This window comes from Pseudomonas sp. PA-5-4B (assembly GCF_021606215.1).
Lineage (GTDB): Bacteria > Pseudomonadota > Gammaproteobacteria > Pseudomonadales > Pseudomonadaceae > Aquipseudomonas > Aquipseudomonas edaphica.
Map to the genome: position 1 here is coordinate 1 of NZ_WKDB01000026.1, position 23,370 is coordinate 23,370.

Annotated in this window: 25 protein-coding genes; 9 read left to right on the forward strand and 16 right to left on the reverse strand. The window is 60.9% G+C overall.

From position 1 onward, the window contains the following. From GIW28_RS14650 to GIW28_RS14660, 3 genes are all read right to left on the reverse strand, one after another. On the reverse strand, positions 1-359 hold a 359-nt coding region (locus GIW28_RS14650), incomplete at its 3' end, for a rhomboid family intramembrane serine protease (protein WP_236490400.1). A gap of 171 nt (positions 360-530) precedes the next feature. Continuing rightward, positions 531-1,229, reverse strand: coding sequence for a PspA/IM30 family protein (locus GIW28_RS14655; RefSeq protein ID WP_017136010.1), 699 nt, complete (start codon positions 1,227-1,229; stop codon positions 531-533). A 17-nt stretch (positions 1,230-1,246) separates the two neighbouring features. Next, positions 1,247-1,828, reverse strand: coding sequence for a YjfI family protein (locus GIW28_RS14660; protein WP_032865490.1), 582 nt, complete (start codon positions 1,826-1,828; stop codon positions 1,247-1,249). A gap of 620 nt (positions 1,829-2,448) precedes the next feature. Between GIW28_RS14660 and GIW28_RS14665 the strand changes: the two genes are divergently transcribed. After that, complete coding sequence (locus tag GIW28_RS14665; RefSeq protein WP_236446736.1) at positions 2,449-5,619, forward strand: hypothetical protein; 3,171 nt, start codon at positions 2,449-2,451, stop codon at positions 5,617-5,619. A gap of 59 nt (positions 5,620-5,678) precedes the next feature. On the opposite strand, the gene GIW28_RS14670 is transcribed toward GIW28_RS14665, so the two are convergent. After that, the gene (locus GIW28_RS14670) at positions 5,679-6,710 is read right to left on the reverse strand and encodes a PDDEXK nuclease domain-containing protein (RefSeq protein ID WP_236446734.1); all 1,032 of its coding nucleotides are present in this window, start codon (positions 6,708-6,710) and stop codon (positions 5,679-5,681) included. Between the two features lie 207 nt (positions 6,711-6,917). Between GIW28_RS14670 and GIW28_RS14675 the strand changes: the two genes are divergently transcribed. From GIW28_RS14675 to GIW28_RS14700, 6 genes are all read left to right on the forward strand, one after another. After that, positions 6,918-7,562, forward strand: a complete 645-nt coding sequence (locus GIW28_RS14675) for an NAD(P)H-dependent oxidoreductase (protein ID WP_099547562.1) — start codon at positions 6,918-6,920, stop codon at positions 7,560-7,562. Continuing rightward, complete coding sequence (locus tag GIW28_RS14680; protein WP_236446732.1) at positions 7,501-7,869, forward strand: MerR family transcriptional regulator; 369 nt, start codon at positions 7,501-7,503, stop codon at positions 7,867-7,869. The genes GIW28_RS14675 and GIW28_RS14680 overlap by 62 nt, the downstream gene beginning before the upstream one ends. Before the next feature lie 150 nt (positions 7,870-8,019). Continuing rightward, positions 8,020-8,262, forward strand: a complete 243-nt coding sequence (locus GIW28_RS14685) for an exodeoxyribonuclease VII small subunit (protein WP_003176346.1) — start codon at positions 8,020-8,022, stop codon at positions 8,260-8,262. Continuing rightward, positions 8,259-9,146: a polyprenyl synthetase family protein gene (locus tag GIW28_RS14690; RefSeq protein ID WP_170038034.1), complete on the forward strand. Its 888-nt coding sequence runs from the start codon at positions 8,259-8,261 to the stop codon at positions 9,144-9,146. Before GIW28_RS14685 ends, GIW28_RS14690 begins: the two co-directional genes overlap by 4 nt. Positions 9,147-9,256: 110 nt before the next feature. Further along, on the forward strand, positions 9,257-11,155 hold the full coding sequence (dxs, locus tag GIW28_RS14695; protein WP_186617116.1) for a 1-deoxy-D-xylulose-5-phosphate synthase: 1,899 nt from the start codon (positions 9,257-9,259) through the stop codon (positions 11,153-11,155). Positions 11,156-11,292: 137 nt separating this feature from the next. Further along, positions 11,293-13,188 carry a TonB-dependent receptor domain-containing protein gene (locus GIW28_RS14700; protein ID WP_236446730.1) on the forward strand — a complete coding sequence of 632 codons (1,896 nt, stop codon included), beginning with the start codon at positions 11,293-11,295 and terminating at the stop codon, positions 13,186-13,188. Positions 13,189-13,210: 22 nt separating this feature from the next. Here GIW28_RS14700 and GIW28_RS14705 read toward each other — a convergent pair whose 3' ends face one another. The 12 genes from GIW28_RS14705 to nrdR all read right to left on the reverse strand — a co-directional run bounded on the left by GIW28_RS14705 (position 13,211) and on the right by nrdR (position 21,910). Further along, positions 13,211-13,576 carry a hypothetical protein gene (locus tag GIW28_RS14705; RefSeq protein WP_017136002.1) on the reverse strand — a complete coding sequence of 122 codons (366 nt, stop codon included), beginning with the start codon at positions 13,574-13,576 and terminating at the stop codon, positions 13,211-13,213. A gap of 128 nt (positions 13,577-13,704) precedes the next feature. Continuing rightward, complete coding sequence (locus tag GIW28_RS14710; protein ID WP_236446728.1) at positions 13,705-14,505, reverse strand: cobalamin-binding protein; 801 nt, start codon at positions 14,503-14,505, stop codon at positions 13,705-13,707. Further along, positions 14,502-14,921: a nuclear fragile X mental retardation-interacting protein 1 gene (locus GIW28_RS14715; protein WP_236446726.1), complete on the reverse strand. Its 420-nt coding sequence runs from the start codon at positions 14,919-14,921 to the stop codon at positions 14,502-14,504. Before GIW28_RS14715 ends, GIW28_RS14710 begins: the two co-directional genes overlap by 4 nt. Next, positions 14,918-15,535: a GTP cyclohydrolase II gene (ribA, locus tag GIW28_RS14720; RefSeq protein ID WP_017135999.1), complete on the reverse strand. Its 618-nt coding sequence runs from the start codon at positions 15,533-15,535 to the stop codon at positions 14,918-14,920. Before ribA ends, GIW28_RS14715 begins: the two co-directional genes overlap by 4 nt. A 129-nt stretch (positions 15,536-15,664) precedes the next feature. Continuing rightward, positions 15,665-16,390 (reverse strand): substrate-binding periplasmic protein, encoded by a 726-nt coding sequence (locus GIW28_RS14725; RefSeq protein ID WP_099547555.1) that lies wholly within the window; start codon positions 16,388-16,390, stop codon positions 15,665-15,667. Positions 16,391-16,445: 55 nt separating this feature from the next. Then, complete coding sequence (thiL, locus tag GIW28_RS14730; protein WP_017135997.1) at positions 16,446-17,411, reverse strand: thiamine-phosphate kinase; 966 nt, start codon at positions 17,409-17,411, stop codon at positions 16,446-16,448. Between the two features lie 16 nt (positions 17,412-17,427). After that, on the reverse strand, positions 17,428-17,928 hold the full coding sequence (nusB, locus tag GIW28_RS14735) for a transcription antitermination factor NusB (RefSeq protein WP_017135996.1): 501 nt from the start codon (positions 17,926-17,928) through the stop codon (positions 17,428-17,430). Continuing rightward, complete coding sequence (gene ribH, locus GIW28_RS14740) at positions 17,925-18,401, reverse strand: 6,7-dimethyl-8-ribityllumazine synthase (RefSeq protein ID WP_003176356.1); 477 nt, start codon at positions 18,399-18,401, stop codon at positions 17,925-17,927. Before ribH ends, nusB begins: the two co-directional genes overlap by 4 nt. 88 nt (positions 18,402-18,489) lie before the next feature. After that, the gene (ribBA, locus tag GIW28_RS14745; RefSeq protein WP_017135995.1) at positions 18,490-19,581 is read right to left on the reverse strand and encodes a bifunctional 3,4-dihydroxy-2-butanone-4-phosphate synthase/GTP cyclohydrolase II; all 1,092 of its coding nucleotides are present in this window, start codon (positions 19,579-19,581) and stop codon (positions 18,490-18,492) included. 15 nt (positions 19,582-19,596) lie between these two features. Beyond that, entirely contained in the window at positions 19,597-20,259 is a 663-nt protein-coding gene (locus GIW28_RS14750) for a riboflavin synthase (RefSeq protein ID WP_017135994.1), read from the reverse strand. Between the two features lie 47 nt (positions 20,260-20,306). Then, positions 20,307-21,443, reverse strand: a complete 1,137-nt coding sequence (gene ribD, locus GIW28_RS14755) for a bifunctional diaminohydroxyphosphoribosylaminopyrimidine deaminase/5-amino-6-(5-phosphoribosylamino)uracil reductase RibD (RefSeq protein ID WP_236446724.1) — start codon at positions 21,441-21,443, stop codon at positions 20,307-20,309. Next, positions 21,440-21,910, reverse strand: coding sequence for a transcriptional regulator NrdR (gene nrdR, locus GIW28_RS14760; RefSeq protein WP_015886108.1), 471 nt, complete (start codon positions 21,908-21,910; stop codon positions 21,440-21,442). The genes ribD and nrdR overlap by 4 nt, the downstream gene beginning before the upstream one ends. A gap of 140 nt (positions 21,911-22,050) precedes the next feature. On the opposite strand from nrdR, the gene GIW28_RS14765 reads away from it, so the two are divergent. Together GIW28_RS14765 and GIW28_RS14770 are read left to right on the forward strand one after the other, a co-directional pair. Beyond that, positions 22,051-22,506, forward strand: a complete 456-nt coding sequence (locus GIW28_RS14765) for a YbaY family lipoprotein (RefSeq protein ID WP_099547553.1) — start codon at positions 22,051-22,053, stop codon at positions 22,504-22,506. After that, a complete protein-coding gene (locus GIW28_RS14770; RefSeq protein WP_236446722.1) occupies positions 22,503-23,159 on the forward strand; it encodes a class I SAM-dependent methyltransferase in 657 nt (218 codons plus the stop codon). The genes GIW28_RS14765 and GIW28_RS14770 overlap by 4 nt, the downstream gene beginning before the upstream one ends. The last annotated feature ends 211 nt before the right edge of the window (positions 23,160-23,370 follow it).

Genomic DNA, 23,370 nt, shown 5'->3' on the forward strand with positions numbered 1-23,370 from the left:
AGGTAGGCCCATAGCCCAAAGACCCAGCCGCTGGCACCGACGTGTACGCCGGTAAACCCGAACAGCCAGACCAGCGAACCGCCCAGCAGGATAATAATCGCGCTGACGGTTATGAAACGGTTGAGCCCTTCAGCCATGACCAGGGTGCCCAGCACTACAAACGCAATCAGGTTTGCGCCCAGGTGGGCAAAGGAGGCGTGCAGAAACGGTGAGGTGAGGATGCCGAACAGGCCCTGCACGGTCCTCGGGATCAGACCGAATGCCATGAGGCTGTAACCGGTGGCGACATTGAGCAGTTGCAGCGCGACCATGAACACGGCCAGGCCTGCGATTGTCTTGAAACCCTTCAGGGCGTCCATCCTGACCTCGACGTAAAAAGGGCACAGTCAATGCCCGCCCGCTTAGAAAGAACACGGTCACTGTGGCGAGGGAGCTTGCTCCCGCTGGGCTGCGCAGCGGCCCTAAAAATGGGACTGCTACGCAGTCCAGCGGGAGCAAGCTCCCTCGCCACGGGTCGGGCAGTGGAAGCGCTACTCGGCCGACTTTTGCTTCAGACGCTCCAGAATCGCATTAGCGCTGCCGGTGTCCGGGGTGATGCCGGCTTCGCGCAGTTTGCGTTCCAGGTCAGTACCGGTCGATGCCTCGGCCAGTTCATCCTGGGCTTGCAGCTCAGCGGCACGTTGCTGCTGCTTGGCTTGCAGGCGGTTAAGCGTACCCACCGCAGTCTCCAGCTTGCCGTTGGCGCCGCCGCTGGCGACGGACGCGCTGACCTGGGCCTTTTGCACGCTTTCGCGGGCCTTGGCCATGTCCACTTGCTGGCGCAGGCTTTTGATCCGGCTTTCGGCCTTGGTGATGTCCTTGCGCATGCTGTCGGCGTAGCCACCGAACTCGGCGGTCTGCTTTTGCTCGGCGTCGCGTTCGTTGGTCAGGGTCGAAATGGCTTCGGCCACTTCCAGGGCCAGGTCTTCACGGTTGGCCTGGATAGCGGCCATCGCCTTGGATTCCAGGTCTTTGATCTTGGCGTCGTACTCGCCTACGCGATCCGCTGCCAGCTTGTGCTTGGCCATGATGCTCACCAGCTCACGCTTGGCGTTGGCCAATGCTGTGTCGGCGTCGCGAATTTCTTGATCAAGGATGCGCAGGGCCTGTTGGTCGACGATCGATTCGCCGACTTCGCTGGCACCGCCACGCAGCGCGGTGAACAATTTGCTCCAGATGGACTGAGTCATTGGATACTCCCGAATACTTAATTGAAGAAACGTTCGAAGGCTTCGCTGGCGCGCTGCACGTTATCGACCAGGGTTTTCACCTCGGTCACGATGTTGGTCAGGCTGGAGTCGGAACTCAGCGCACCAAACATGTTGTAAACAACCTGCCCGTTCGGCATGGACTCGATACCGATCGACGACAACGGGAACATCTCCCGGCTGCGCAGCACGGCGTCATTGAAGGCGGTTACGTCGTTGATGGACTCGACGTCGACCAGCACGGTATCGACGATGATCTGCTCGCCCACCACCGCGATGTAAATCGGCAAGCCCCCGAAGTCGTTCATTTCCAGTTTGATGCTGGACTCGGAACCTTGAACCAGAGAAAGCGTAATGTCTTTGGCGACCACTTCGTCCAGGGCTTGCAGCGCGCTGAAGAGGCGGTCGATGTTCCAGTTGGTACCTGCGCTCATGAAATTCTCCGACATGAATGAGCCAGCCAGAATCGGTTGGCGAAGCTGTTTCTCCATTTGCTTGAGCAGGCTTCGGTTTTCGGGAAGCACCCAAGTCTCGTGTTTCACATAACCGGCGGCCGCCAGCCCCGCGCGCATCTGCTTCATGTAAAAGCTCGACGGCTTTTTAACCGGCGGTTTCAAGCGCTCTCCCTTGCGGCTTGCTGAATCGGTATCGGGCTCTGCGGGCGGGCTCGATGGAGAGCTGCTTTTCATGGTACTGGCCTCGTTGTGAAAATCTCACGCGTGAGAAAATCTACAGGCAATTTTTGCAATGCTCAATAGCTCACGCGTGAGATTTTTTGTCTCACTTTTTCCCGCACCACCCAGCAGCGCCCATCGCTCAAGGCTGAGGCTCGATTGTTCCAACCTGATGAACGGTTAAATGCCGTTGTTGGCGCGCCCACACTTGCCTCGCCACGCTCTAGCGCAAGCGCACCGTGCCCACCGGGCTTTTTTTCGGGCACGGGCCTTACTGCATAAATGTTCCGAAATCACCTTGGCGTTGTGAATTGTTGTGAAGGCGTTGCGAATCAGCCAAAACTCCGTGCTAAGTTCCGTAACGTAGTTCCGTGACGTTGCGATTCACAGCATTCATACACAGCGGCCACCCAACTAAGGCCGCCCTCTTGTTATCAAATAAACAGCCTCGGGTAGTTAACCAGGAAGTTGTACGGCCCTGCGCGCCTTAAAAATAGCCGGGCCACACTTACATCAGGAGAATAACCATGGTAGCGAAGGTAGAAACGACCCCAAAGGACGCCGCGGTCACTAATAAGAGCTCTGTCGCTGCCTGGGAAAAGTCCGTCAAAAAAGCCGCCGCCGCGCCCAAAGATGAGTTGGGCAAAGGCCAGAAACGCCCCGAAGGTGACACCCGCTCGGCCCAGCAAATCATCGATGACACGCCCCTGCTTGCCCAACTGGGCAATCAAAGCGGGGTGAAGGACAACCTTAAAAAACAGGTCGGTGATTTTGATAAAGATGCGGATGCCGCCTATCGCGCCTCCAAGGTGCTGGAGCACGTGGAATACATCGACGAAGACGGCAAGCTCACCGATGGCAAGGAGGTCGGCAACCACAGCATCGACGGTTTCACCAAGGACGGCGAAGCCCGGCATGGCACCGAGGCGGGCCGTTTGCAGGACTTTGGCAAGTATGGGTATTCGAGCCTGCGCGGCGAAGTGGTCAAGTCGGACCTGGGCGACAAGCAGAAACGCCCCGACGGTGACACGCGTTCGGCCAAGGAGATTATCGACGCCACGCCCCTGCTGAAAAACCTCGGCAACCAGAGCGATGTGAAGGACAACCTCAAGAAGCAAGTGGGCGACTTCGAGAACGACGCCGACGCCGCGTACCGCGCTACCCAAGTGCTGGAACATGTGGTCAGCATCGATGAAAACGGCAAGTTGCTGACCGGTTATGACGCGCGCAATAAAGACAACGACAGCATTGATGGCTTCACCAAAGACAAAGAGGCCCGGCACGGTACCGAGGCCGGCCGCTTGCAAGATTTCGGCAAGTACGGCTACTCAAGCCTCAAGGGCGACCTGATGCACGTCAAGGACGCGACCCATACCGACAAGGCCGCGCCACCCGATGAGCCACAGGACGTGCAGGCCCTGCGCGACAAATACAACATCCCCACCTTCGGCGCCGAAGGGCTGATGGACATGGAGCTGCCCAACGACAAAACCGTGGGCGGCCAGACGGCCGAGAACTTTGTGCAGGGCATCCGCGATGACATCAAGAGCGGCAAGCTGACCGAGGACTCGGATGAAGCCAAGATCGTCAAGCTGATGGACGCCCAGGCCGCACTCGACAGTGGCTATGACCTGTACGGCTACGCCGAGAGTATCAACCTGGGCAGCGGCACTTACCGTGAAACGGATAAGACCCCGACTAAGTTGAACGGCAAGGACGTCAAGGAGATGGTCGACGAGGACAAACTCGCCAAAGAAATCTCCACACTCATGGGCAAAGAAGGCATTAAAGACCGTTACGATTCAGAACTTAAGAAAAGTGTCGGCAGCTTGTCGGAAGATCGTTTGAATGAAGTTCGCGAGCAAGTGTTCCCGGCATTGTTCAAAGACGGCACGCGTGATGCCAACTTGAACTTCGAAGACTATGTAATTGCCATGAATGACTCGGGCGACCCAAAGAAATCCGAAATGGCCGAGTTAGACGTAGACCGTTATTTTGAATCGCTGCGCATCCTCGAACCGGACAGTTACACCGCACGCCGTCAGACATTTGACCAGAACATGATGACGCACCAGCTCAACACCTACATGGAGAACCCCGACAAGGTTTCGCCGGAAAATGCCGAAAGTGGGTTGAAAGCCTCGTTCACGATGATCAAGGGCGGTATCAACGCCGTCCTCGGTGGCCTGGACAAGGGCGACAAAACCTACGACATGTACAAAAAGATGAAGGATGAGATCGACATCCTCGACGGCCATATCAAAGGGCTGACGCCGGCCGAAAACAAACAGATCGCAGCGGCCATTCGTCTCGCAGCCGCCAGCGGCGACCCGAAAGCCATCGACAAGGTGGTCGACACCCAGTTGAAGGGCTTGGGCGACAAACGCGAGGCGGCCGCCGGCTCCCTGAAGACAGTGTTGCACACCGCCAGTTCCACCGGCGGGCTGAGTGCCATGGCGGGCACCATGAACCTGGTCAGCGGCGCCCTGCAGCTCGCCAATGGCGGCGGCAACATGACCGACGACCAGAAAATCGCCGCCGCCAAAGACCTGGTCGCCGGCTTGAGCTTTACTAACGACTTCCTCAAGTTCGGTTCGAACATTGTGGAAACCCTGGGAGGCACTAAACCCTATGAACCTGACGTGGATAAAGACGGCAAAGGCCCGGCAAAAATCAAAGCCACTGAATGGCTGGGGCTGATCGACGAGAACCTGCCGGATATCTGGGGCAAGAAAGCCACCGAAAAATCCGACGCACTGGCTGCCTCCATCAGCACCCAGGTTAAAGAGTCGTCCGAAACCCTCAAGAAACTCGACGTGGGCAACCTGTCGGCCGATGAGGTCAAGGAGTACGACAACGCCGCCAAGTCCCTTGGCGAACACATGGGCGTCAAGGACATTCCCGGCAAAGGTTCTCCGGCGTCAAAATCCGAGATTGCGATCGCCTCCGGGCGCTCGTTCCTGCGCTTTATGGGCGGTGCCGGCCTGGATTTGACCGGCGGGGTGATGGACATCGTTTCCGGCGCACGCAAACTCAAAAATGCCAAGACCGCACTGGAAAAAACCGACGCAGCCTTCACCCTGGGCGGGGGTGCATCCGGTACCGGTATGGCCATTGCCAATACCATCGCGATGTTCGCCCCCAAAGGCGCTCACCTGGCTGGCAAACTGGCCGGTGATGTTGCCGCCACCGTGGTACGCGGGCTCGCCATCGGCGCCCGTATTGCTGGCCCGGTTTTCGCCGTGGCCGGTGTGATCTTCGGGGTGGCAGGCACCTTGATCGCAGAGGCGGTCGAGCATGCCAAAATGCAAAAGCTCACCGACTCCCAAGGCAAGTTCTTCAAAGACCTCGCCGCTGCCGGCGTGACCAGGGACGACTGGGGCGACAAGCTCGAATACGCGCGTTATGCCACCTATATGTACGGCGGTCGCGACACGCCGGACGACAAATCGATGTTCGAGTACCAGTCGGACGAATGGAAACACTTCAAGGAAACCGAAGACAAAAAAGGCAGCTCCCTGACGCGGCTGGCGCCCTACCTGCACAAGGACAGCGACCCCGACAGCAAGAACTTGTGGGAAAAATTCCTGGCCGGCGGCACCAGCTCCAGCGGCCCCCATGGCAGTGAACGGCATACCGATGACTGGCGGCCCTGGGGTAGCACGGACATGGACGCGGGCAAGCAGGAAAGGGCCTGACTTTATCCATTCAACGGTTGCAGCCTGCCTGATCGGCAGGCTGTAACGGTTAAACGCACCTAACCCGCCAGCTCCCGCTCAATCTGCTCAATGCTTGGCAAACTGGTTTGTAGCTCTGCCGGTAAAGATTCCACCAACTGATACTCCGCCACGCCGATCGGCCGGTTGTTGTCGCGCAATGCGTATTCAGCCACCACTTCATTTTTGCTCTTGCACAACAACAGGCCGATGGTGGGCCCGTCCTGCGGGTGTTTAAGCTGAGCATCCACTGCCGACAGGTAAAAACTCAGCTTGCCGAGGTGTTCGGGCTTGAACTTGCCTGTCTTGAGTTCGATCACTACGTAGCAGCGCAGCTTCAGGTGATAGAACAACAGGTCGACGAAAAACTCATCACCGCCTACATCCAGCAACACCTGCTGCCCAACAAAGGCGAAGCCGGCGCCCAGTTCAAGCAGGAAGTCGGTGACGTGCTTGATTAACGCGTTTTCTATATCGCGCTCCTGCGCATCCAAAGCCAGGCTGAGGAAGTCGAAGCGATAAGGATCCTTGAGCGATTCGCGCGCCAGGTCGGATTGGGGCTTGGGCAAATGGTGTTCAAAATTGCTGACGGCCTTGCCACTGCGCTCCAGCAGGCGATGCTCGATTTGCATCACGAGCGTGCTACGTGACCAGTTGTGTTCAATTGCCTGGGCGATGTACCACCGGCGCGTTTCGGGGCCGGGTGGTTTGTCTAGAAGCACCACATTGTGGCCCCACGGCAATTGTGCAGCAGCCTGTTGCACAAATTCGGCATTCGGCCACGCCTCGGCAAAAGCGCGCATATATTTGAGGTTGCGCGGCGAAAAGCCCTTCATCTTGGGGAAGGCCGCGCGCAAGTCTTGGGCAAGGCGATCAACCACCTTGCTGCCCCAACCCTGCGCGGCCTGGCGGGTCAGAATATCGTGGCCGATCTGCCAGTAAAGCAGCACCAGTTCGCGGTTCACCGCCAGCGTTGCTCGCTGCTGGGCCGTATGGATGCGCAGTTTAAGGTCGCTCAACCAGTCGCTGTAGCCCACAGGAGGCGTGATCAAGCCGATGGAGGTTTCGCTCATGCCCGTTTCACTCTTGACTGGAGAGGCACAGGCTAGTCAGTGGTTTTTACCGTCACAAGGGGCCGCGAGCGCTTCAGGAAGGGCCTTGCACAGATCACAGAAACGTCCTGCTGGCCTTTGCAAATCGACGCATTGCTGGGCCGTGCCTTGACTCTCCCCTATACAGCACACCCTACCCTGAAAGGCCCACTTTCAGGCTTCGGCACCATGACTCAGCGCATCCTGCTCATTCTCGGCCACCCCTCCAGCACCAGTTTCTGCTCAGCCGTCGCTGATACCTACATCCACGCGGCTACAATCGCCGGCCACGAGGTACGCGTCCTACGGCTAGGCGAACTGGCTTTCGACCCGGTCCTGCATAACGGCTATGCCCTGCCCCAAGCCTTGGAACCCGATTTGCTCAGCGCCCAAGCCGATATCCTCTGGGCGACTCATCTGGCGTGGGTTTTCCCGATCTGGTGGGGCGGCATCCCGGCATTGATGAAAGGCTTCATCGACCGTATTTTCCTACCCGGCTTTGCCTTCAAATACCGTAAGGGCAAGGCTTTCCCGGATAAGCTGCTGCAGGGCCGCACCGCCCATTTGTTGGTGACCCTGGACACGCCGCCGTGGTATTACCGCTGGGTCTATCGCATGCCGGGCATTCATCAGATGCGCAGCACGACCCTGGCCTTTTGCGGCATCAAGCCGACCAAGACGCTGATGTTCGGACCTGTACTGGGATCAACCGCAACGCAGCGCGACACGTGGCTCAAACAGGTCGGCGCACTATTTGAAAAAAGGAGTTTTCATGTACATCGGCAAAGCCGCGCAGTTGTCGGGCACGACCATCAAGGCGATTCGTCATTATGAAGCGATTGACCTGCTGCCAGCGCCACAGCGTGCAGGGCGTTATCGGGTTTACTCGGCGCAGAGTGTCGAGTTGCTGACGCTGATCAAATGCGCCCAGCAGTTGGGGTTCAAGCTCAAGGAGTTGCAGGGGATTTTGCACGGGCACGAGGGCGATGCGTTGCCTTGGGAAAGGGCAGACCAGGCCATCGCCAGCAAGAAGTGCGAACTGGCCGGGCAGATTGCCGGGCTGCAGAAAATGCAGGCCGGGTTGATGGCATTTGAAGCGCAGCTCAAGGACGCACAGGGGCAATACTGCGGTATGCGCTGAGCCGAATAAAATGCCTAATCGGCTCACGAAATGAGCCGAATAAGCATTTTATTCGGCTCAACGGCAGACCAGTGACAGCCCCGCTCATTTGCCCAGAATCCCCATGTCTGCTAGTGTCGCGCCGGTTTACCGTCTACCGGATTAGCCGCCATGGCCCGCAAAAAAGTTGCACTCGATTTCGAACAATCCCTCGCCGACCTGCAAACCCTGGTTGAGCGTCTGGAGAACGGCGAGTTGTCGCTGGAAGACTCGTTGACGGCGTTTGAGCAAGGCATCGGCCTGACGCGCGACTGCCAGAGCGCGTTGGCGCAGGCAGAGCAGAAGGTGCAGGTGTTGCTGGAGCGCGACGGGGAGTTGGCCGAAGAACCTTTCGATGCGGAACAGCCCGAATGATCGATGCGTATCAGGCCAGCAGCCAGGCCCGGGTCAATGCGGCGCTCGAACCTTTGTTCGTAGCGCCAGGCCCGGAGATGAAGCGCTTGTATGAAGCCATGCGCTACAGCGTGATGAACGGCGGCAAACGTGTGCGCCCGCTGCTGGCGTATGCGGCCTGTGAAGCCCTGGGTGCGCCGGCCGAGCACGCCAATGGCGCGGCGTGTGCGGTTGAGCTGATTCATGCCTATTCCCTGGTGCATGACGATTTACCGGCCATGGACGATGACGATCTGCGCCGCGGCCAGCCCACCACCCATAAAGCCTTTGACGAAGCCTACGCGATCCTCGCCGGTGACGGCTTGCAGAGCCTGGCGTTCAGCGCCTTGCTGGACCCGCGCCTGAACAGCGTGAATGCCGAGATCAGCCTGCGCATGGTCACGGCCCTGGCCTTGGCCGCAGGCCCGGCCGGTATGGTCGGCGGGCAGGCCATCGACATGGGTTCGGTCAGCCTCAAGCTCGACCAAAAAGCCCTCGAACATATGCACCGTCACAAGACCGGCGCGCTGATCGAAGCCGCCGTACACTTGGGCGCCCTGGCCAGTGGCCGCGCCGAAGCTGCGCAATTGGCGGCCCTGCAGACTTACTCCCGGGCCATCGGCCTGGCGTTTCAGGTGCAGGACGACATTCTCGACGTGGAAAGTGACACTGCCACCCTGGGCAAACGCCAAGGCGCGGATATCGCCCGGGACAAACCGACTTATCCAGCATTGCTGGGCCTTGATGCCGCCAAGGCTTACGCCCTGGAACTGCGCGACCAGGCCCTGGACGCCCTGCGACCTTTCGACGCGGCGGCCGAGCCACTGCGCGACCTGGCGCGGTATATCGTCGAACGCCGCCACTGATAACCGCGGCCTTTCGCGCCGCATATCGGCCAAGTTCGGCGCCCTGCGTGGGCAGTTTGCACCGCTTGAGGTAAACTGCCGCCTCTTCTATACCTATAACGATTCGCCTGATGCCCACGACGTTTCAAGAGATTCCCCGCAAGCGCCCGTCCACGCCCCTGCTCGACCGTGCTGTCACGCCGGTTGGCCTGCGTCGACTGGGTGAAGCCGAGCTGGAAACCCTGGCCGATGAGTTGCGCCTGGAATTGCTCTACACGGTCGGCCAGACCGGTGGGCATTTCGGTGCCGGGCTGGGCGTCATCGAGCTGACCATCGCCCTGCACTACGTGTTCGACACCCCGGACGACCGGCTGGTGTGGGACGTGGGCCATCAGGCGTATCCGCATAAAATCCTAACAGGCCGCCGCGAGCGCATGGGCAGCCTGCGCCAGAAGGACGGCCTGGCCGCCTTCCCGCGCCGCTCCGAAAGCGAGTACGACACCTTTGGCGTCGGCCACTCCAGCACCTCCATCAGCGCCGCGCTGGGCATGGCAATTGCCGCCCGCCTGCAAGGCAGCGATCGCAAGGCGATTGCGGTGATTGGTGATGGCGCGCTGACCGCCGGCATGGCCTTTGAAGCACTGAACCACGCGCCGGAAGTGGACGCCAACATGTTGGTGATCCTCAACGACAACGACATGTCGATTTCGCGCAATGTGGGTGGCCTGTCCAATTACCTGGCAAAAATCCTTTCGAGCCGCACCTACGCCAGCATGCGCGAAGGCAGCAAGAAGGTGCTCTCGCGCCTGCCCGGCGCGTGGGAAATTGCCCGGCGTACCGAAGAATATGCCAAGGGCATGCTGGTGCCCGGCACCCTGTTTGAAGAGCTGGGCTGGAATTACATCGGCCCGATCGACGGCCATGACCTGCCGACCCTGATCGCCACGCTGCGCAATATGCGTGACCTCAAGGGCCCGCAGTTCCTGCATATCGTCACCAAAAAAGGCAAAGGCTTCGCTCCGGCAGAAGTCGACCCGATTGGTTACCACGCCATCACCAAGCTCGAACCCCTGGATGCGCCCGCCGCTGCGCCGAAAAAAGCCAGCGGGCCGAAGTATTCCGGCGTGTTTGGCGAATGGCTGTGCGACATGGCCGCCGCCGACCCGCGCCTGGTGGGCATCACCCCAGCGATGAAGGAAGGCTCCGACCTGGTGGCATTCAGCGAGCGTTTCCCGCTGCGCTACTTCGATGTGGCAATTGCCGAGCAACACGCGGTGACCTTCGCCGCCGGCATGGCCTGTGAAGGCGCCAAGCCGGTGGTCGCGATCTACTCCACCTTCCTGCAACGCGGCTATGACCAACTTGTTCACGATGTGGCGGTGCAGAACCTCGACGTGCTGTTCGCCATCGACCGCGCAGGTTTGGTCGGCGAAGACGGCCCGACTCACGCCGGCAGCTTCGACTTGTCCTACCTGCGCTGCATCCCCGGCATGCTGGTGATGACCCCGAGCGACGAAAACGAACTGCGCAAGATGCTCAGCACCGGCCACCTGTACAACGGCCCGGCTGCCGTGCGCTACCCGCGCGGCAACGGCCCGAATGCGGTAATCGAGAAAAACCTCGAGCCGATCGAGATTGGCAAAGGCATCGTGCGCCGCCAGGGCAGCAAGGTCGCGTTTCTGGTGTTCGGCGTGCAAGTGGCCGAAGCCCTGAAGGTCGCCGAGAAAATCGACGCCACCGTGGTCGACATGCGCTTCGTCAAACCGCTGGATGAGACCTTAGTGCGTGAAATCGCCGCCAGCCATGAACTGCTGGTGACCGTCGAAGAAAACGCCATCATGGGTGGCGCCGGTGCGGCAGTCAGTGAGTTCCTGGCGCGGGAGAACATCCTCAAGTCGGTGCTGCACCTGGGCTTGCCGGATGTGTATGTGGAACACGCCAAACCGGCGCAGATGCTGGCCGAATGTGGCCTGGATGAGGCCGGGATCGAGGCTTCGGTGCGCGCGCGCATGGCGCTGCTGGGCCTGTAAAACACTCATAACATGTGGGAGCTGGCTTGCCAGCGATAGCATCACCTCGGTCTTACTGAAAAACCGTGGTGACCGCATCGCAGGCAAGCCAGCTCCCACATTGTTTTTGTATTGCTGCTCAATGCTATGGACAGCCCATGAATCGCCTTCGCTTTGCCCTGCCCCTGCTGTTGCTCCCCGCCACTGCCGTGCTGGCCGACAGCTTCGAGCGCGACGACGCCCTCAAACTCCCCAACGTGGTGATCAGCGCCAACCGCCAGGTGCAGGCGCGTAACGACAGCAGCGCCGCCAACAGCGTGTTTACCCGCGACGACATCGACCGCTTGCAGCCCACCAGCGTGAGCGACTTGCTCAGCCGTGTGCCCGGTGTGCAGGTGGCGCAAAGTGGTGGCCGTGGCAGCGTGACCAACGTGTATGTGCGCGGCACGTCCACCGCCCAGAGCCTGGTGTTGGTGGATGGCCAGCGCATCAGCAGCTCCACCACCGGCACCAGCAACCTGCAATACCTCAACATCGACCAGATCGAACGCGTAGAAGTGCTGCGCGGCTCGCGCTCGGCGATCTACGGCAGCGATGCGATTGGCGGGGTGATTCAGATCTTCACCCGGCGCAACACCGAGTCGGGCCTGCAACCGCGCCTGCACGTGGGCTTTGGCAGCAATCAGACGTGGGAGCGCAGCCTGGGACTGTCCGGCGGCGACCAGCAAACCCGCTTCAGCCTTGGCGCCAGCCTGGATGACACGGCGGGGATCAACCGCACACGCACGTCGTACCCGAGCGATGGCGACCACGATGCTTATCGCAACAAAGCCATCAGTTTCAGCCTGAGCCATGCCTTCACCGATGACATCGACGCTGGCGTGAATGTGCTGGATAACCGTGGCAAAAGCGAATTCGACAACCCTTTTGGTCGCTATGACTCGCTCACCTACCAGAGCTTCCAGCAAAAACCCTATACAGACTTCACCGTCAGCAGCGTCAGCAGCTATGTCGACGCGCGCATCAACGATGCGTGGAAGTCTCGCCTGGAGCTGGGTCACAGCGAAAACCGCGAAAAAACCCTGGATAAACTCAGCGACGACCGCAGTGTGTTCAACACCTACCGCGACTCGCTGACCTGGCAGAACGACTTGACCCTCAATGATCAGAACAGCCTGATCCTGGGCGGCGACTGGTACGAAGACCGGGTCAACAGCAGTACGGTGCTCGCCGAAGACAGCCGCTGGAACCGCGCCGCGTTTATCCAGCACCGCTTTGAAACACAGTATTTTTCCACCGAGCTGGGCCTGCGCCGCGACCAGAACCAGCAATTCGGCGGTCACACCAGCTGGAGCGGCACCCTGACCCTGCCGGTGAACCCGGATAACGACCTGTTGTTCAGTTACAGCGAAGGCTTCCGCGCACCGACCTTCAACGACCTTTATTACCCGGACGAATACGGCTTCAAAAACGCCAACCCAAACCTGAAACCCGAAACCTCCAAAAGCTATGAACTGCAATGGCGCAGCCAGCTCAGCGACACCAGCCGCCTGGAGGCGTCGCTGTACCGCACCGATATTCAGGACGCCATCGTGTTCGGCAGCGACGGCCCACAAAACGTCAGCTCGGCCCGCATCAATGGCTTCGAAGCAGCGCTCAAGCAAGAACTGTTCGGCTGGCAAGGCAGCCTTGGGCTGGCGATGATTGACCCACACGACCGCGACACTGGCCGCACATTGGCCCGCCGCGCCAGACGCACGGTGAGCCTGGACCTGGATCGCCAATTCGATCAGTTTGGCGTCGGCGCCAGCTGGCAAGCGGTAAGCAGCAGCTACGATGATCCGAAAAACCAGCAACGGTTGGGTGGTTACGGGTTGCTGGGGCTTCGCGCCAGTTGGGCGGTGAACCGTGAAGTAACATTGAACATGAAGGTCGATAACCTGCTGAACAAAGACTACAGCCGGGCGCTGTATCAGTATCAAGGCCAACAATACGGCTACCGGGAAGAAGGCCGGGCGCTGTTGTTCGGAGTGACCTGGACGCCGGAACTGTAACGCCAGCGCGCACTATCAATGGTCAGTACTGCCTCTTGATCCGCTCGTTAGACGTCAGGCCGCCTGCTGCCACCTGCTTGCTGCACGTTGAGTAGCCCCAGGCATTTGCCCAACCCTGGGAGGTGAACGAGACGAAATAGTCGGCTCTTTTACCATCGCGCTCCAACGCGTAATCAAAGCACTGGGAGGTGCCGCCACGGATCGAGGTGATTTTCGCAGGTTTCTGGATAGTGAGGAGGTCTTGCTGGGTGCTGTCCACCGTTGCGGTCCTGTCCACCACAGGGTGATTACCAAAGGTCCTCAGTTCGGAAATTCTTTGGGAAATATCGCACCCGCTTATAAGCGCCAATGCGAAAGCGGCGCCGGCCATCGCCAATAGATAACGCATGATGTGTCCTTGATCAGCTCGAATGGGAGAGCCGCGAAACTAGCACTCCTAGGCGGGTAGATCGCCAGGCAAAATCCGATGGTTTTGACAGACTAATCGCACCGCAGCAGACGAAAACACAGCGACTCTCAGCGCTGGGCAGCCATTGCCTGACAGAGCTTCGCGATGGCCTCAACCATCTGCCCGCTGGGCCGCTCCAGCCCCTTGTCGGGCACGACCTGCAAACGACCTTCAGCCACCGCCGCGATCTGAGGCCAGGCCTTCCACTCGTCGAGTTGCGCCTGATCACCCGCCAGGATCAGCTGGGGATTGCGCTGCAACACTGACTCGACGCTGACCTGCGGCGCGGGCAGCTTGAGGTCGGCAAACACGTTGCGTGCGCCACATACCTCCAAGGCATCACTGATGATCTGCCCGCCGCCCACGGTGTACAGCGGCTGGTTCCACACCTGGTAAAACACGCGCAACGGTTCGGCGCGCTGATAGCGTTGGCGCAGTTCGGCCAAGCGTTGGCGTAACTGCGCGGCCAGCGTGCGCCCCGCCGCTTCGCGGCCCAATTGTTGAGCGATGGCTTGTACCTGGGCCGTCAGCTGTTCAAGGCTATGGGGTTCAGCCACATAAACCGGGATATTCAGGCACTGCAATTGCTCGCGCTGGGCCGGGCCAACACTGCCGGGCCAGAGCAGAATGAGGTCGGGCTTGAGGCTGAGCAAGCGCTCCATATTCAGTTGGCCGTATTGCCCAACCGACGGCACTTGGGCCAATGCCGCCGGGCGCTCGCCGCCATCGAGCACGCCCACCAGCAGGTCGGCGGCGCCCAGTTCAACCACGATTTCGGAGAGAGACGGCGCCAGGCTGACGACGCGTTCAACCGCAATCGCCTGGGCACTGAATGCCAGCACCAGAAGCGACAGCCAAACACGCATCATCCCAGCTGACGCGGGATGCGATAGAGATAGAACAGCACCAGTGTCGACAGCGCCAGCAGGCACAGCGGCACCGCTTCCAGGCCGACGAACACGGCCAACGCGCCGATCCAGGCCGGCAGTGCGGCGACCAACAAAGCCGCACGCCGACGGGCCGCGAGGGTAATCCACGCAGCCGGTTCTTCGGGCGTATCGAGAGCTTTGGAAGTGGCGATCAGTGCGTGTTTATAGCCATGAAAATAACGCAGGCTCAGAAACATCGAGGCCACGCCGGCAATAAAGAGCGGCATGGCCAACACAGGAAGCAGGGATTGGGCTTGCCCGAACACCAGGTTAAGCACGAACAGCGGGAGCACTGCCAGGGCCAGGTACTGCCACCAGTTGAAGGACAGTCGGCGTTTTACCTGGCCACGGGTCACGCGCGGTCGACCTCGCCTTGATGCTCGTTACCCATCATGTGGTCGAGCTTGCTGGCTTTGGTGGCCAGGTAGAGCTTGTTGTGCGGGTTTTGCCCGGTGTGCAGCGGCACGCGCTCGGCCACGGTGATGCCCATCTCGGTCAAGGCTTTGACTTTGCGCGGGTTGTTGGTCATCAGGCGCAGGGATTTGACGCCCAAATGCTCCAGCATCGGCAGGCAGATCGCGTAGTCGCGCTGGTCGGCGGCAAAACCCAGGCGCTCGTTGGCTTCGACGGTATCGGCGCCACCATCTTGCAGCTCGTAGGCGCGAATCTTGTTCATCAGGCCAATGCCACGGCCTTCCTGGCGCAAGTACAGCAGCACACCACGGCCTTCACGGGCAATGGCGCGCATGGCCGCTTCCAGTTGCGAGCCGCAGTCGCAGCGCTGGCTGAACAAGGCGTCGCCGGTCAGGCATTCGGAATGCACGCGGCCGAGCACCGGCGCGCCGTCGGCGATGTCACCCAGGCTGAGCACGACGTGCTCGCGGCCAGTGGCCTCTTCGAGAAAGCCGTTCATGGTGAACGTGGCAAAAGGGGTAGGCAGCTTGGAAGCGGCGACGAAAACGACGGGCACCGTGTGCTCCTGATTTCAGATTTCACAGAGGGCGTCATTGTAACAGCAGGTTCCTACAGACGCTTAAGCTGAATTATCGCTGATAAAGATCAATAGGTTCGATTGGCCTTCGTCCTGGTTCTATGCAGGTCAGAACGGGTACGGTTGTTTCCAGTGCTCGAAAATCGCTTTCAACTCGCCGCTCTTCACCAGCGTGGCCATGCGTTGCTCATAAACCCCCATCAATGCCCGCCCACGCTCGGTGTCGGCAAAGCCTATGTAGAGCGGCAGTTCGGCTATATGAGTGAGCTTGAATTGCGCCGGGTCATCCGACTGGCTGAGCACGTATTTGGCTTCAGTGAGGGCATCAATATAGAAGTCGGCGCGGCCGTGTTGCAGCATCGGCAGGATGCCACTCCGACGTTCTATCGGGTTGAAGCGGCGCACATTCGGCAGGTATTCCTCGTACTTGTAGCCGCGCACCCAGGCCAAACGATAATTGCCCAACGTGGCGATGCTCGGTGCAGGTGTGGCTGCCAGCCCTAGGGCGTAGATGTGGTCGGAGTCGAAATTCCAGTGCGGGTACAACACGCCACTGGCTTCGTCGCGATAGGAACCGACCCAGCCATCCACCTCGCCACGCTGGGCCAAGCCGACCGAACGGGTATAGGGCACGCTGCGGGTTTGCACGGTAATGCCCACCGGCTCGAAGATCTTTCGCAACACATCCCAGGCCAGGCCGCTGCCATCTTTGTTGGTGTAGTCGTTCCACTGCTCACTGGCCAGCATGATCTTGCCAGGGACAGGTGCTTCATCGGCGAGAATCTGGGTTGCGAGAGCGCACAACACTATCAGCAGCCAACGGCGCACACCCATGGTGACTACCTCCTGTACAGGGATAACCGTATAGAGGGTAGCGCAGGTCTGTCGCTTAAGGCGTGTCGCGAAAATGCTGATAGCCGCGCACGGCTGGCGTGATGTCTTGCCCGGCGGCGTCAATCAGCGTCACGCCTTGCCCCGCCGCGACCCGGCCGATCACGTGAATCGGCCAGCCGTCCGCCAACAGCGGCGCCAGCTCGGCCGGTGGCAGGGTGAACGCCAACACATAGTCGTCGCCCCCGCTCAACGCGGCCACACGGGCATCGTCATCGCCAACAAACGCCAGCAACGCCTGGGATAACGGCAGTTTCTCACGCTCAATGACCAGCCTGACAGCCGATGCCTTGGCGATATGCCCACAATCGGCCAGCAGGCCGTCGGAGATGTCCATCGCAGACGTGGCCTTACCCCGAAGCGCGAGGCCCAGCGCCAACTGCGGTTGCGGCGACCAGTAATGGGCGAGCAGCGGATCAGCGATAGCTGCGTCCGCCGTGCGTTGCCCCAATACCAGCGGCAAAGCGCCGGCAGCGTTACCCAGCTCACCACCCACACACAGCAAATCACCCGGCTGCGCACCGCTGCGAACCAACGCCTGCCCGGCCGGCACACGGCCAAACACGGTCAGGGTCAGGCTCAGCGGCCCGCGCGTGGTATCGCCGCCCACCAACCCCACGCCGCAGCTTTGCGCCATGGCGTTCAAACCCTGGGCGTAGCGTTGCAGCCAATCGGCATCGACGGTGGGTGTGGTGAGAGCGAGGGTGAAGGCCAGAGGATGGGCGCCCATGGCGGCCAGGTCGCTGACTGCCACGGCCAACGAGCGCTGGCCGAGCAGGAACGGGTCACAGGGGTCGGCGAAGTGCACGCCAGCCACCAGCGTATCGGTGGAGATTGCCAACTGCTCCCCGGCAGGGAGCGCCAGCAGGGCGCAGTCGTCGCCGATCCCCAAGGCAATGCCTTCACCGCCCTGCGCACAAGGCGCGGCAGCGAAGTAATTGCGGATCAGCTCGAACTCACCCATTCAGGACTCAAGCGACTTAGCGCTTGTGTTCCTTCACTTCAGCTTCGCGCAGGCGCGGGGCCAGCTTGTCGAGCACGCCGTTGACGAACTTGTGGCCGTCGGTCGAGCCGTAGACTTTCGCCAGCTCGATACCTTCGTTGATCACCACGCGGTAAGGCACGTCGACGCGCTTGAGCAACTCCCAGGTGGACAGGCGCATCACGCACAGTTCAACCGGGTCGAGTTCTTCAATGGTCAGGTCCAGGCATGGCGCCAGAGCCGTGTCGATCTCGGTCAGGTTGGCATGTACACCGTGCAGGATATCGTGGAAGTAGCTCTGGTCGGCAAACGTGAAGTCGTTGTCGACGCGAAACTGCGCTTCGATTTCGTTCAGCGAGGCTCCGGCCATCAGGCGCTGGTACAGCGCCTGGGTCGCGAGTTGACGCGCCTTACGGCGCTTCTCGCTTTTGGATGGCTTGCCGGCATCGGCTGGACGCGGATCCTGTGGGTTGAACTGATCGCTCTCGTCGGAAATCACTTGGCCTCCAACTGCGACAGCAGGCTAACCATTTCCAGTGCGGACAAGGCAGCTTCTGCGCCCTTGTTACCGGCCTTGGTGCCGGAGCGCTCGATGGCTTGCTCGATGGAATCTACGGTCAGTACGCCGAAAGCGACTGGCACGCCGAACTCCATGGACACCTGGGCCAGGCCCTTGGTGCATTCGCCAGCCACGTATTCGAAGTGCGGAGTACCGCCCCGAATGACCGCGCCCAGGGCGATGATCGCCGCGTATTCACCCTGCTGTGCAACTTTTTGCGCAACCAGTGGAATTTCGAAGGCGCCAGGGGCGCGGATGATAGTGATGTCGCTCTCGCTCACACCGTGGCGAACCAGGGCATCCACGGCACCGCTTACCAGGCTTTCAACCACGAAGCTGTTGAAGCGGCCAACCACCAGGGCATAGCGGCCTTTGGGGGCGATGAAGGTACCTTCGATGGTCTTCAGGGTCATTCGACAAATCTCTTAAAGAGCCGGGACGCGAAAAGTGCGTCCCTCAGTGATGATTTAACCGCGAACAAGGGGCAGAAAACGCCAGCCTTTATTCGGAGGGCACGTATTCTACAACTTCCAGGTCGAATCCGGATATCGCATTAAATTTCATCGGTGCGCTCATCAGGCGCATTTTGCGCACACCGAGGTCACGCAGAATCTGCGAACCGGCACCGACGATGCTGTAGGTGGTCGGTGTTTTGACCTGGGTGTGCTCGGCGGTTTCACGAATATGCGCGAGCAATACGTCGCCATCCACCGGGTTGCCCAGCAGCAGCACCACACCGCTGCCTGCCTCGGAAACCGCGGCCATGGCGGCGCGCAGGCTCCAGCGGCCCGGCTGCTTGACCATCAGCAGGTCGCGCAGCGGGTCCATGTTATGCACGCGCACCAGGGTCGGTTCTTCAGCGCAAATGCTCCCCAAGGTGAGGGCCATGTGCACATCGCCTTCGACTGAATCACGGTAGGTCACCAGGTTGAACTGGCCCAGTTCGCTGTCCAGCGGCTGCTCGGCAATCCGCTGAACGGTACGTTCGTGGATCATGCGGTAGTGAATCAGGTCGGCAATGGTGCCGATCTTGATGCCGTGTTCGGCAGCAAACGCCTCAAGTTCGGCGCGACGGGCCATGGTGCCGTCGTCGTTCATCACTTCGCAGATCACGCCGCTTGGCTCGAAACCGGCCATGCGCGCCAGGTCACAGGCCGCCTCGGTGTGGCCGGCGCGAGCGAGGGTGCCGCCCGGTTGGGCCATCAGCGGGAAAATGTGGCCAGGGCTCACAATGTCTTCGGCCTTGGCGTCTTTGGCCGCAGCGGCTTGCACCGTGCGGGCGCGGTCGGCGGCGGAAATGCCGGTGGTGACGCCGGTGGTCGCTTCAATCGATACGGTGAACTTGGTACCAAAACCCGAGCCATTGCGCGGCGCCATCAACGGCAGCTTGAGCAGCTCGCAGCGCTCGCGACTCATGGGCATGCAGATCAGCCCACGGGCGTGCTTGGCCATAAAGTTGATGTGCTCGGGCTTGCACGCCTCGGCGGCCATGATGATATCGCCTTCGTTCTCGCGATCTTCGTCATCCATCAGGATGACCATCTTGCCTTGGCGGATGTCTTCAACCAGTTCTTCGATGCTATTGAGCGCCACGCGGCACCCCCTTGGTCAGGATTTCAGGTAGCCGTTAGCGGCCAGAAAGCTTTCAGTGATGTTCCCGGATGCTGGCTCTGCGGCCTTATCGCCCATCAGCAGGCGCTCCAGGTAACGGGCAAGCAAGTCGACTTCCAGGTTCACCCGGCGACCTGGCTGGTACGACGCCATGATGGTTTCGCTCAGGGTGTGCGGGATGATGGTCAGTTCGAATTCGGCGCCATTCACGGCGTTCACGGTCAGGCTGGTGCCGTCGACGGTGATCGAGCCTTTGTGGGCGATGTACTTGGCCAGCTCTTTCGGCGCGCGGATACGGAATTCCACGGCGCGCGCGTTTTCGCTGCGTGCAACCACCTCGCCGACGCCGTCGACGTGGCCGCTGACCAGGTGGCCGCCCAAACGGGTGGTCGGGGTCAGGGCTTTTTCCAGGTTGACCGGGCTGCCGGCTTTGAGGTCATTCATCGCGGTGCAGTCCAGGGTTTCCCGGCTGACGTCGGCGGCAAAGCCGTTACCCGGCAACTCGATGACGGTCAGGCACACGCCGCTGACAGCGATGCTGTCGCCCAGCTTGACGTCGCCGAGGTCGAGCTTGCCGGTTTCAACCAGCAGGCGTACGTCGCCGCCCTTTGGGGTCATGGCGCGGATGCTGCCGATGGATTCGATAATGCCGGTGAACATGGCCTTCTCCTGGAAAACGGGACGGGCGCTGGAGCGCCCGGTCGGAATTATACGCTCGCTGGTGGTAGCGGGATGGCAGTGACTCGCCAGTCGTCGCCTACAGCGCGCATTTCAGTGATCTTGAGTTGGGGGGCGTCGGCCAGTTTCTCAAGCGGCCAGTCGAGCAAAGGCCGGGCGGCGGAGCCCAGGAACTTGCCGGCGACGAAAATCACGTATTCGTCGACCAGGCCTTGCTGGGCAAACGCGCCCGCCAGGCTTGGGCCGGCTTCCACCAGCACTTCGTTGACGCCACGGGCTGCCAGCGCCAGTAGCGCCGAACGCAGGTCGACCTGACCTTCAACGCCCGGCACCACCAGGCATTCCGGGCCACGCGGGAACTGGTTTTCCGCGGTGACGCAGGTGATGACCAGCGCCGGGCCGGCCTTGAAGAACGGCGCGTTGAGCGGCACCCGCAGGCGACCGTCGATCAACACGCGCAATGGCGGGCGCGACATGGCCAGAGCGGTGGTTTCTTCGTCCAGACCAAGCTCAGCGGCGCGCACAGTAAGGCGCGCACCGTCGGCCAGCACCGTATCGGCGCCGGTCAGCACTACACTGGCCTCGGCGCGCAGGCGCTGCACGGCGGCGCGGGCAGCCGGCCCGGTAATCCATTGGCTTTCGCCGCTGGCCATCGCAGTACGGCCGTCCAGGCTCATCGCCAGCTTGACCCGCACAAACGGCAGGCCGTGTTCCATACGCTTGAGGAAGCCGGGGTTCAGCGCGCGCGCTTGTTGTTCGAGTACGCCGCTGTGGGTTTCGATGCCGGCTTGAGCCAAGCGCTGCAGGCCGCGCCCGGCCACTTCCGGGTTCGGGTCCTGCATCCCGGCCACTACGCGTGCCACACCGGCGGTCACCAGCGCATCGGCGCAAGGCGGCGTGCGCCCATGGTGGCTGCACGGCTCGAGGGTCACGTACACCGTGGCGCCACGGGCCTTGTCGCCGGCGGCGCGCAGGGCGTTCGGCTCGGCATGGGGCTCGCCGGTGCGCTCATGCCAGCCTTCGCCGACAATCTGCCCATCCCGCACAATCACGCAGCCCACTCGTGGGTTAGGGTGGGTGGTGTACAGGCCTTTGCGCGCCAATTCGAGGGCGCGGGCCATGTAATGGGCGTCGAGGACGGCTTGTTCGGCAGACGGTGGGTTCATTCTTTGGCAGGCTCACGGGCCAGGCGGTCGATCTCTTCGCGGAACTCATTGAGGTCCTGGAAGCGTCGATACACGGAGGCGAAACGGATATAGGCGACTTCGTCGAGCTTTTGCAGCTCGCCCATCACCAGTTCTCCAACCACCAGGCTCTTGACCTCGCGCTCGCCGGTGGCGCGCAGCTTGTGCTTGATATGCACCAGCGCCGCCTCCAGTCGCTCGACACTCACCGGGCGTTTTTCCAGGGCGCGCTGCATACCGGCGCGCAGTTTTTCTTCGTCGAAAGGCTGGCGGCTGCCGTCGGACTTGATCAGACGTGGCAACACCAGTTCGGCGGTTTCGAAGGTGGTGAAACGTTCACCGCAGCCAGAGGCCAGGCATTCGCGCCGGCGGCGTACTTGATCGCCCTCGGCGACCAGACGCGAGTCAATGACCTTGGTGTCGTTGGCACCGCAGAAGGGACAGTGCATGGTTGGCAGGCAACAAAAAATGGGAGGGCCATGGTAGCGCATCCCCGTGGCAAGACAAGCCATAGCCTTTACGGTATATAGGCTGACTATTATGTTTCATATTTTTTAAGCCACGGATTTTGTCCTTTCTGGAGCCGTACATGCAGTTACGACCACTTGTTTTACTCGCCCTGTTCAGTTTTCTGGTCGCCTGTAGCAGCGAAGCCCCAAAACCGTCGACACCACAACCCGCGCCTACCCAAGAGAAAAAAGTCCCCGGCATTGAAGACCTCGGCCCCTTGCCGGCTTACCAACGGGAAATCAACGGCACTCTGAATGGCGTGCCAGCCAATGCCGAAGTCGAACTGGCCCTGCTGGTAATCGATGAGCGCAACCGCCCGCAACAACTGCTCGCCAGCAGCGTACTCACCGGCAACGGCAAGCCCCTGGCCTTCCGCTTGCGTTTTAACCCAGAGGCTTTCCCAGCCGGTGCACGGGTTGAACTGCGCGGTCGCGCCAGCCAGTCCGGCCAGTTGATCCTGCACCTGCCTGCGGTGCGTATCACCCAGGCGATCACCCAGACCACCGGCCCTCTGCAACTCGTCCGGGCACCATGACGCCACCGCTGGGCCTGCAACGCGCCCTGAGCGAACTGATCGGCGACGCACAACTGGTGCCCTGCCCGCTGCCGGGCACCGAACTGTCGTTGTGGCTGCTGGACGCAGGCAACATGGACCGTGCCTTCAGCCAGGAAGAGACCCGGCGCATCCTGCATGAACCGCCGTACTGGAGTTTTTGCTGGGCCAGCGGTTTGGCACTGACGCGCTACCTGGCAGCGAATCCCGAGTGGGTGGCGGGCAAACGCGTGCTGGATTTTGGCGCAGGTTCCGGTGTGGCTGCGATTGCTGCGGTTAAAGCGGGCGCGCTGGAAGTGGTGGCCTGCGACCTCGACCCGCTGGCTTTGGCCGCTTGCCGGGCAAACGCCGAACTCAATGGTGTAGCGCTGAGTTATTCAGCCGACTTTTTTGCCGAGGCCGACCGCTTCGACCTGATCCTGGTGGCCGACGTGCTCTACGACCGCGCCAACCTGCCGCTGCTCGACCACTTCCTGACGCGTGGCCATGAAGCGCTGGTGGCCGACTCCCGGGTGCGCGACTTCCAGCACCCGGCGTATCAGCGCCTGGACATCCTCGATGCGCTGACGCTGCCGGACCTGGCCGAGCCTTGGGAGTTTCGCAAAGTGAGCCTGTACCATTCGCGGCGCGCTTGAGGCCATCGCGGCATAGGTATCTACACAACCGGTTAACACGAAGTCTGTTGTAAGTGGGCTGTTGTGGCGAGCAGGCTTGTCGAATCGTCGCACCGCCTGCGTTGGGCTGCGAAGCGGCCCCAGTAAAGGCACTGCATTTTTCCTGAAAGTACTCAGCGACTGGGTTTGGGGCTGCTTCGCAGCCCAACGCAGGGCAAGCCTGCTCGCCACA

Bases quoted from the DNA above. Each gene is read 5' to 3' on its own strand.
- ribD (WP_236446724.1), bottom strand. From the start codon at position 21,443: ATGAACCCACCGTCTGCCGAACAAGCCGTCCTCGACGCCCATTACATG.
- GIW28_RS14685 (WP_003176346.1), top strand. From the start codon at position 8,020: ATGGCCCGCAAAAAAGTTGCACTCGATTTCGAACAATCCCTCGCCGAC.
- GIW28_RS14675 (WP_099547562.1), top strand. From the start codon at position 6,918: ATGACTCAGCGCATCCTGCTCATTCTCGGCCACCCCTCCAGCACCAGT.
- GIW28_RS14700 (WP_236446730.1), top strand. From the start codon at position 11,293: ATGAATCGCCTTCGCTTTGCCCTGCCCCTGCTGTTGCTCCCCGCCACT.
- GIW28_RS14750 (WP_017135994.1), bottom strand. From the start codon at position 20,259: ATGTTCACCGGCATTATCGAATCCATCGGCAGCATCCGCGCCATGACC.
- GIW28_RS14655 (WP_017136010.1), bottom strand. From the start codon at position 1,229: ATGACTCAGTCCATCTGGAGCAAATTGTTCACCGCGCTGCGTGGCGGT.
- thiL (WP_017135997.1), bottom strand. From the start codon at position 17,411: ATGGGTGAGTTCGAGCTGATCCGCAATTACTTCGCTGCCGCGCCTTGT.
- GIW28_RS14665 (WP_236446736.1), top strand. From the start codon at position 2,449: ATGGTAGCGAAGGTAGAAACGACCCCAAAGGACGCCGCGGTCACTAAT.
- nrdR (WP_015886108.1), bottom strand. From the start codon at position 21,910: ATGCACTGTCCCTTCTGCGGTGCCAACGACACCAAGGTCATTGACTCG.
- GIW28_RS14710 (WP_236446728.1), bottom strand. From the start codon at position 14,505: ATGATGCGTGTTTGGCTGTCGCTTCTGGTGCTGGCATTCAGTGCCCAG.
- GIW28_RS14670 (WP_236446734.1), bottom strand. From the start codon at position 6,710: ATGAGCGAAACCTCCATCGGCTTGATCACGCCTCCTGTGGGCTACAGC.
- ribH (WP_003176356.1), bottom strand. From the start codon at position 18,401: ATGACCCTGAAGACCATCGAAGGTACCTTCATCGCCCCCAAAGGCCGC.
- GIW28_RS14705 (WP_017136002.1), bottom strand. From the start codon at position 13,576: ATGCGTTATCTATTGGCGATGGCCGGCGCCGCTTTCGCATTGGCGCTT.
- GIW28_RS14725 (WP_099547555.1), bottom strand. From the start codon at position 16,390: ATGGGTGTGCGCCGTTGGCTGCTGATAGTGTTGTGCGCTCTCGCAACC.
- GIW28_RS14660 (WP_032865490.1), bottom strand. From the start codon at position 1,828: ATGAAGCAGATGCGCGCGGGGCTGGCGGCCGCCGGTTATGTGAAACAC.
- GIW28_RS14690 (WP_170038034.1), top strand. From the start codon at position 8,259: ATGATCGATGCGTATCAGGCCAGCAGCCAGGCCCGGGTCAATGCGGCG.
- GIW28_RS14680 (WP_236446732.1), top strand. From the start codon at position 7,501: ATGTACATCGGCAAAGCCGCGCAGTTGTCGGGCACGACCATCAAGGCG.
- GIW28_RS14770 (WP_236446722.1), top strand. From the start codon at position 22,503: ATGACGCCACCGCTGGGCCTGCAACGCGCCCTGAGCGAACTGATCGGC.
- dxs (WP_186617116.1), top strand. From the start codon at position 9,257: ATGCCCACGACGTTTCAAGAGATTCCCCGCAAGCGCCCGTCCACGCCC.
- GIW28_RS14765 (WP_099547553.1), top strand. From the start codon at position 22,051: ATGCAGTTACGACCACTTGTTTTACTCGCCCTGTTCAGTTTTCTGGTC.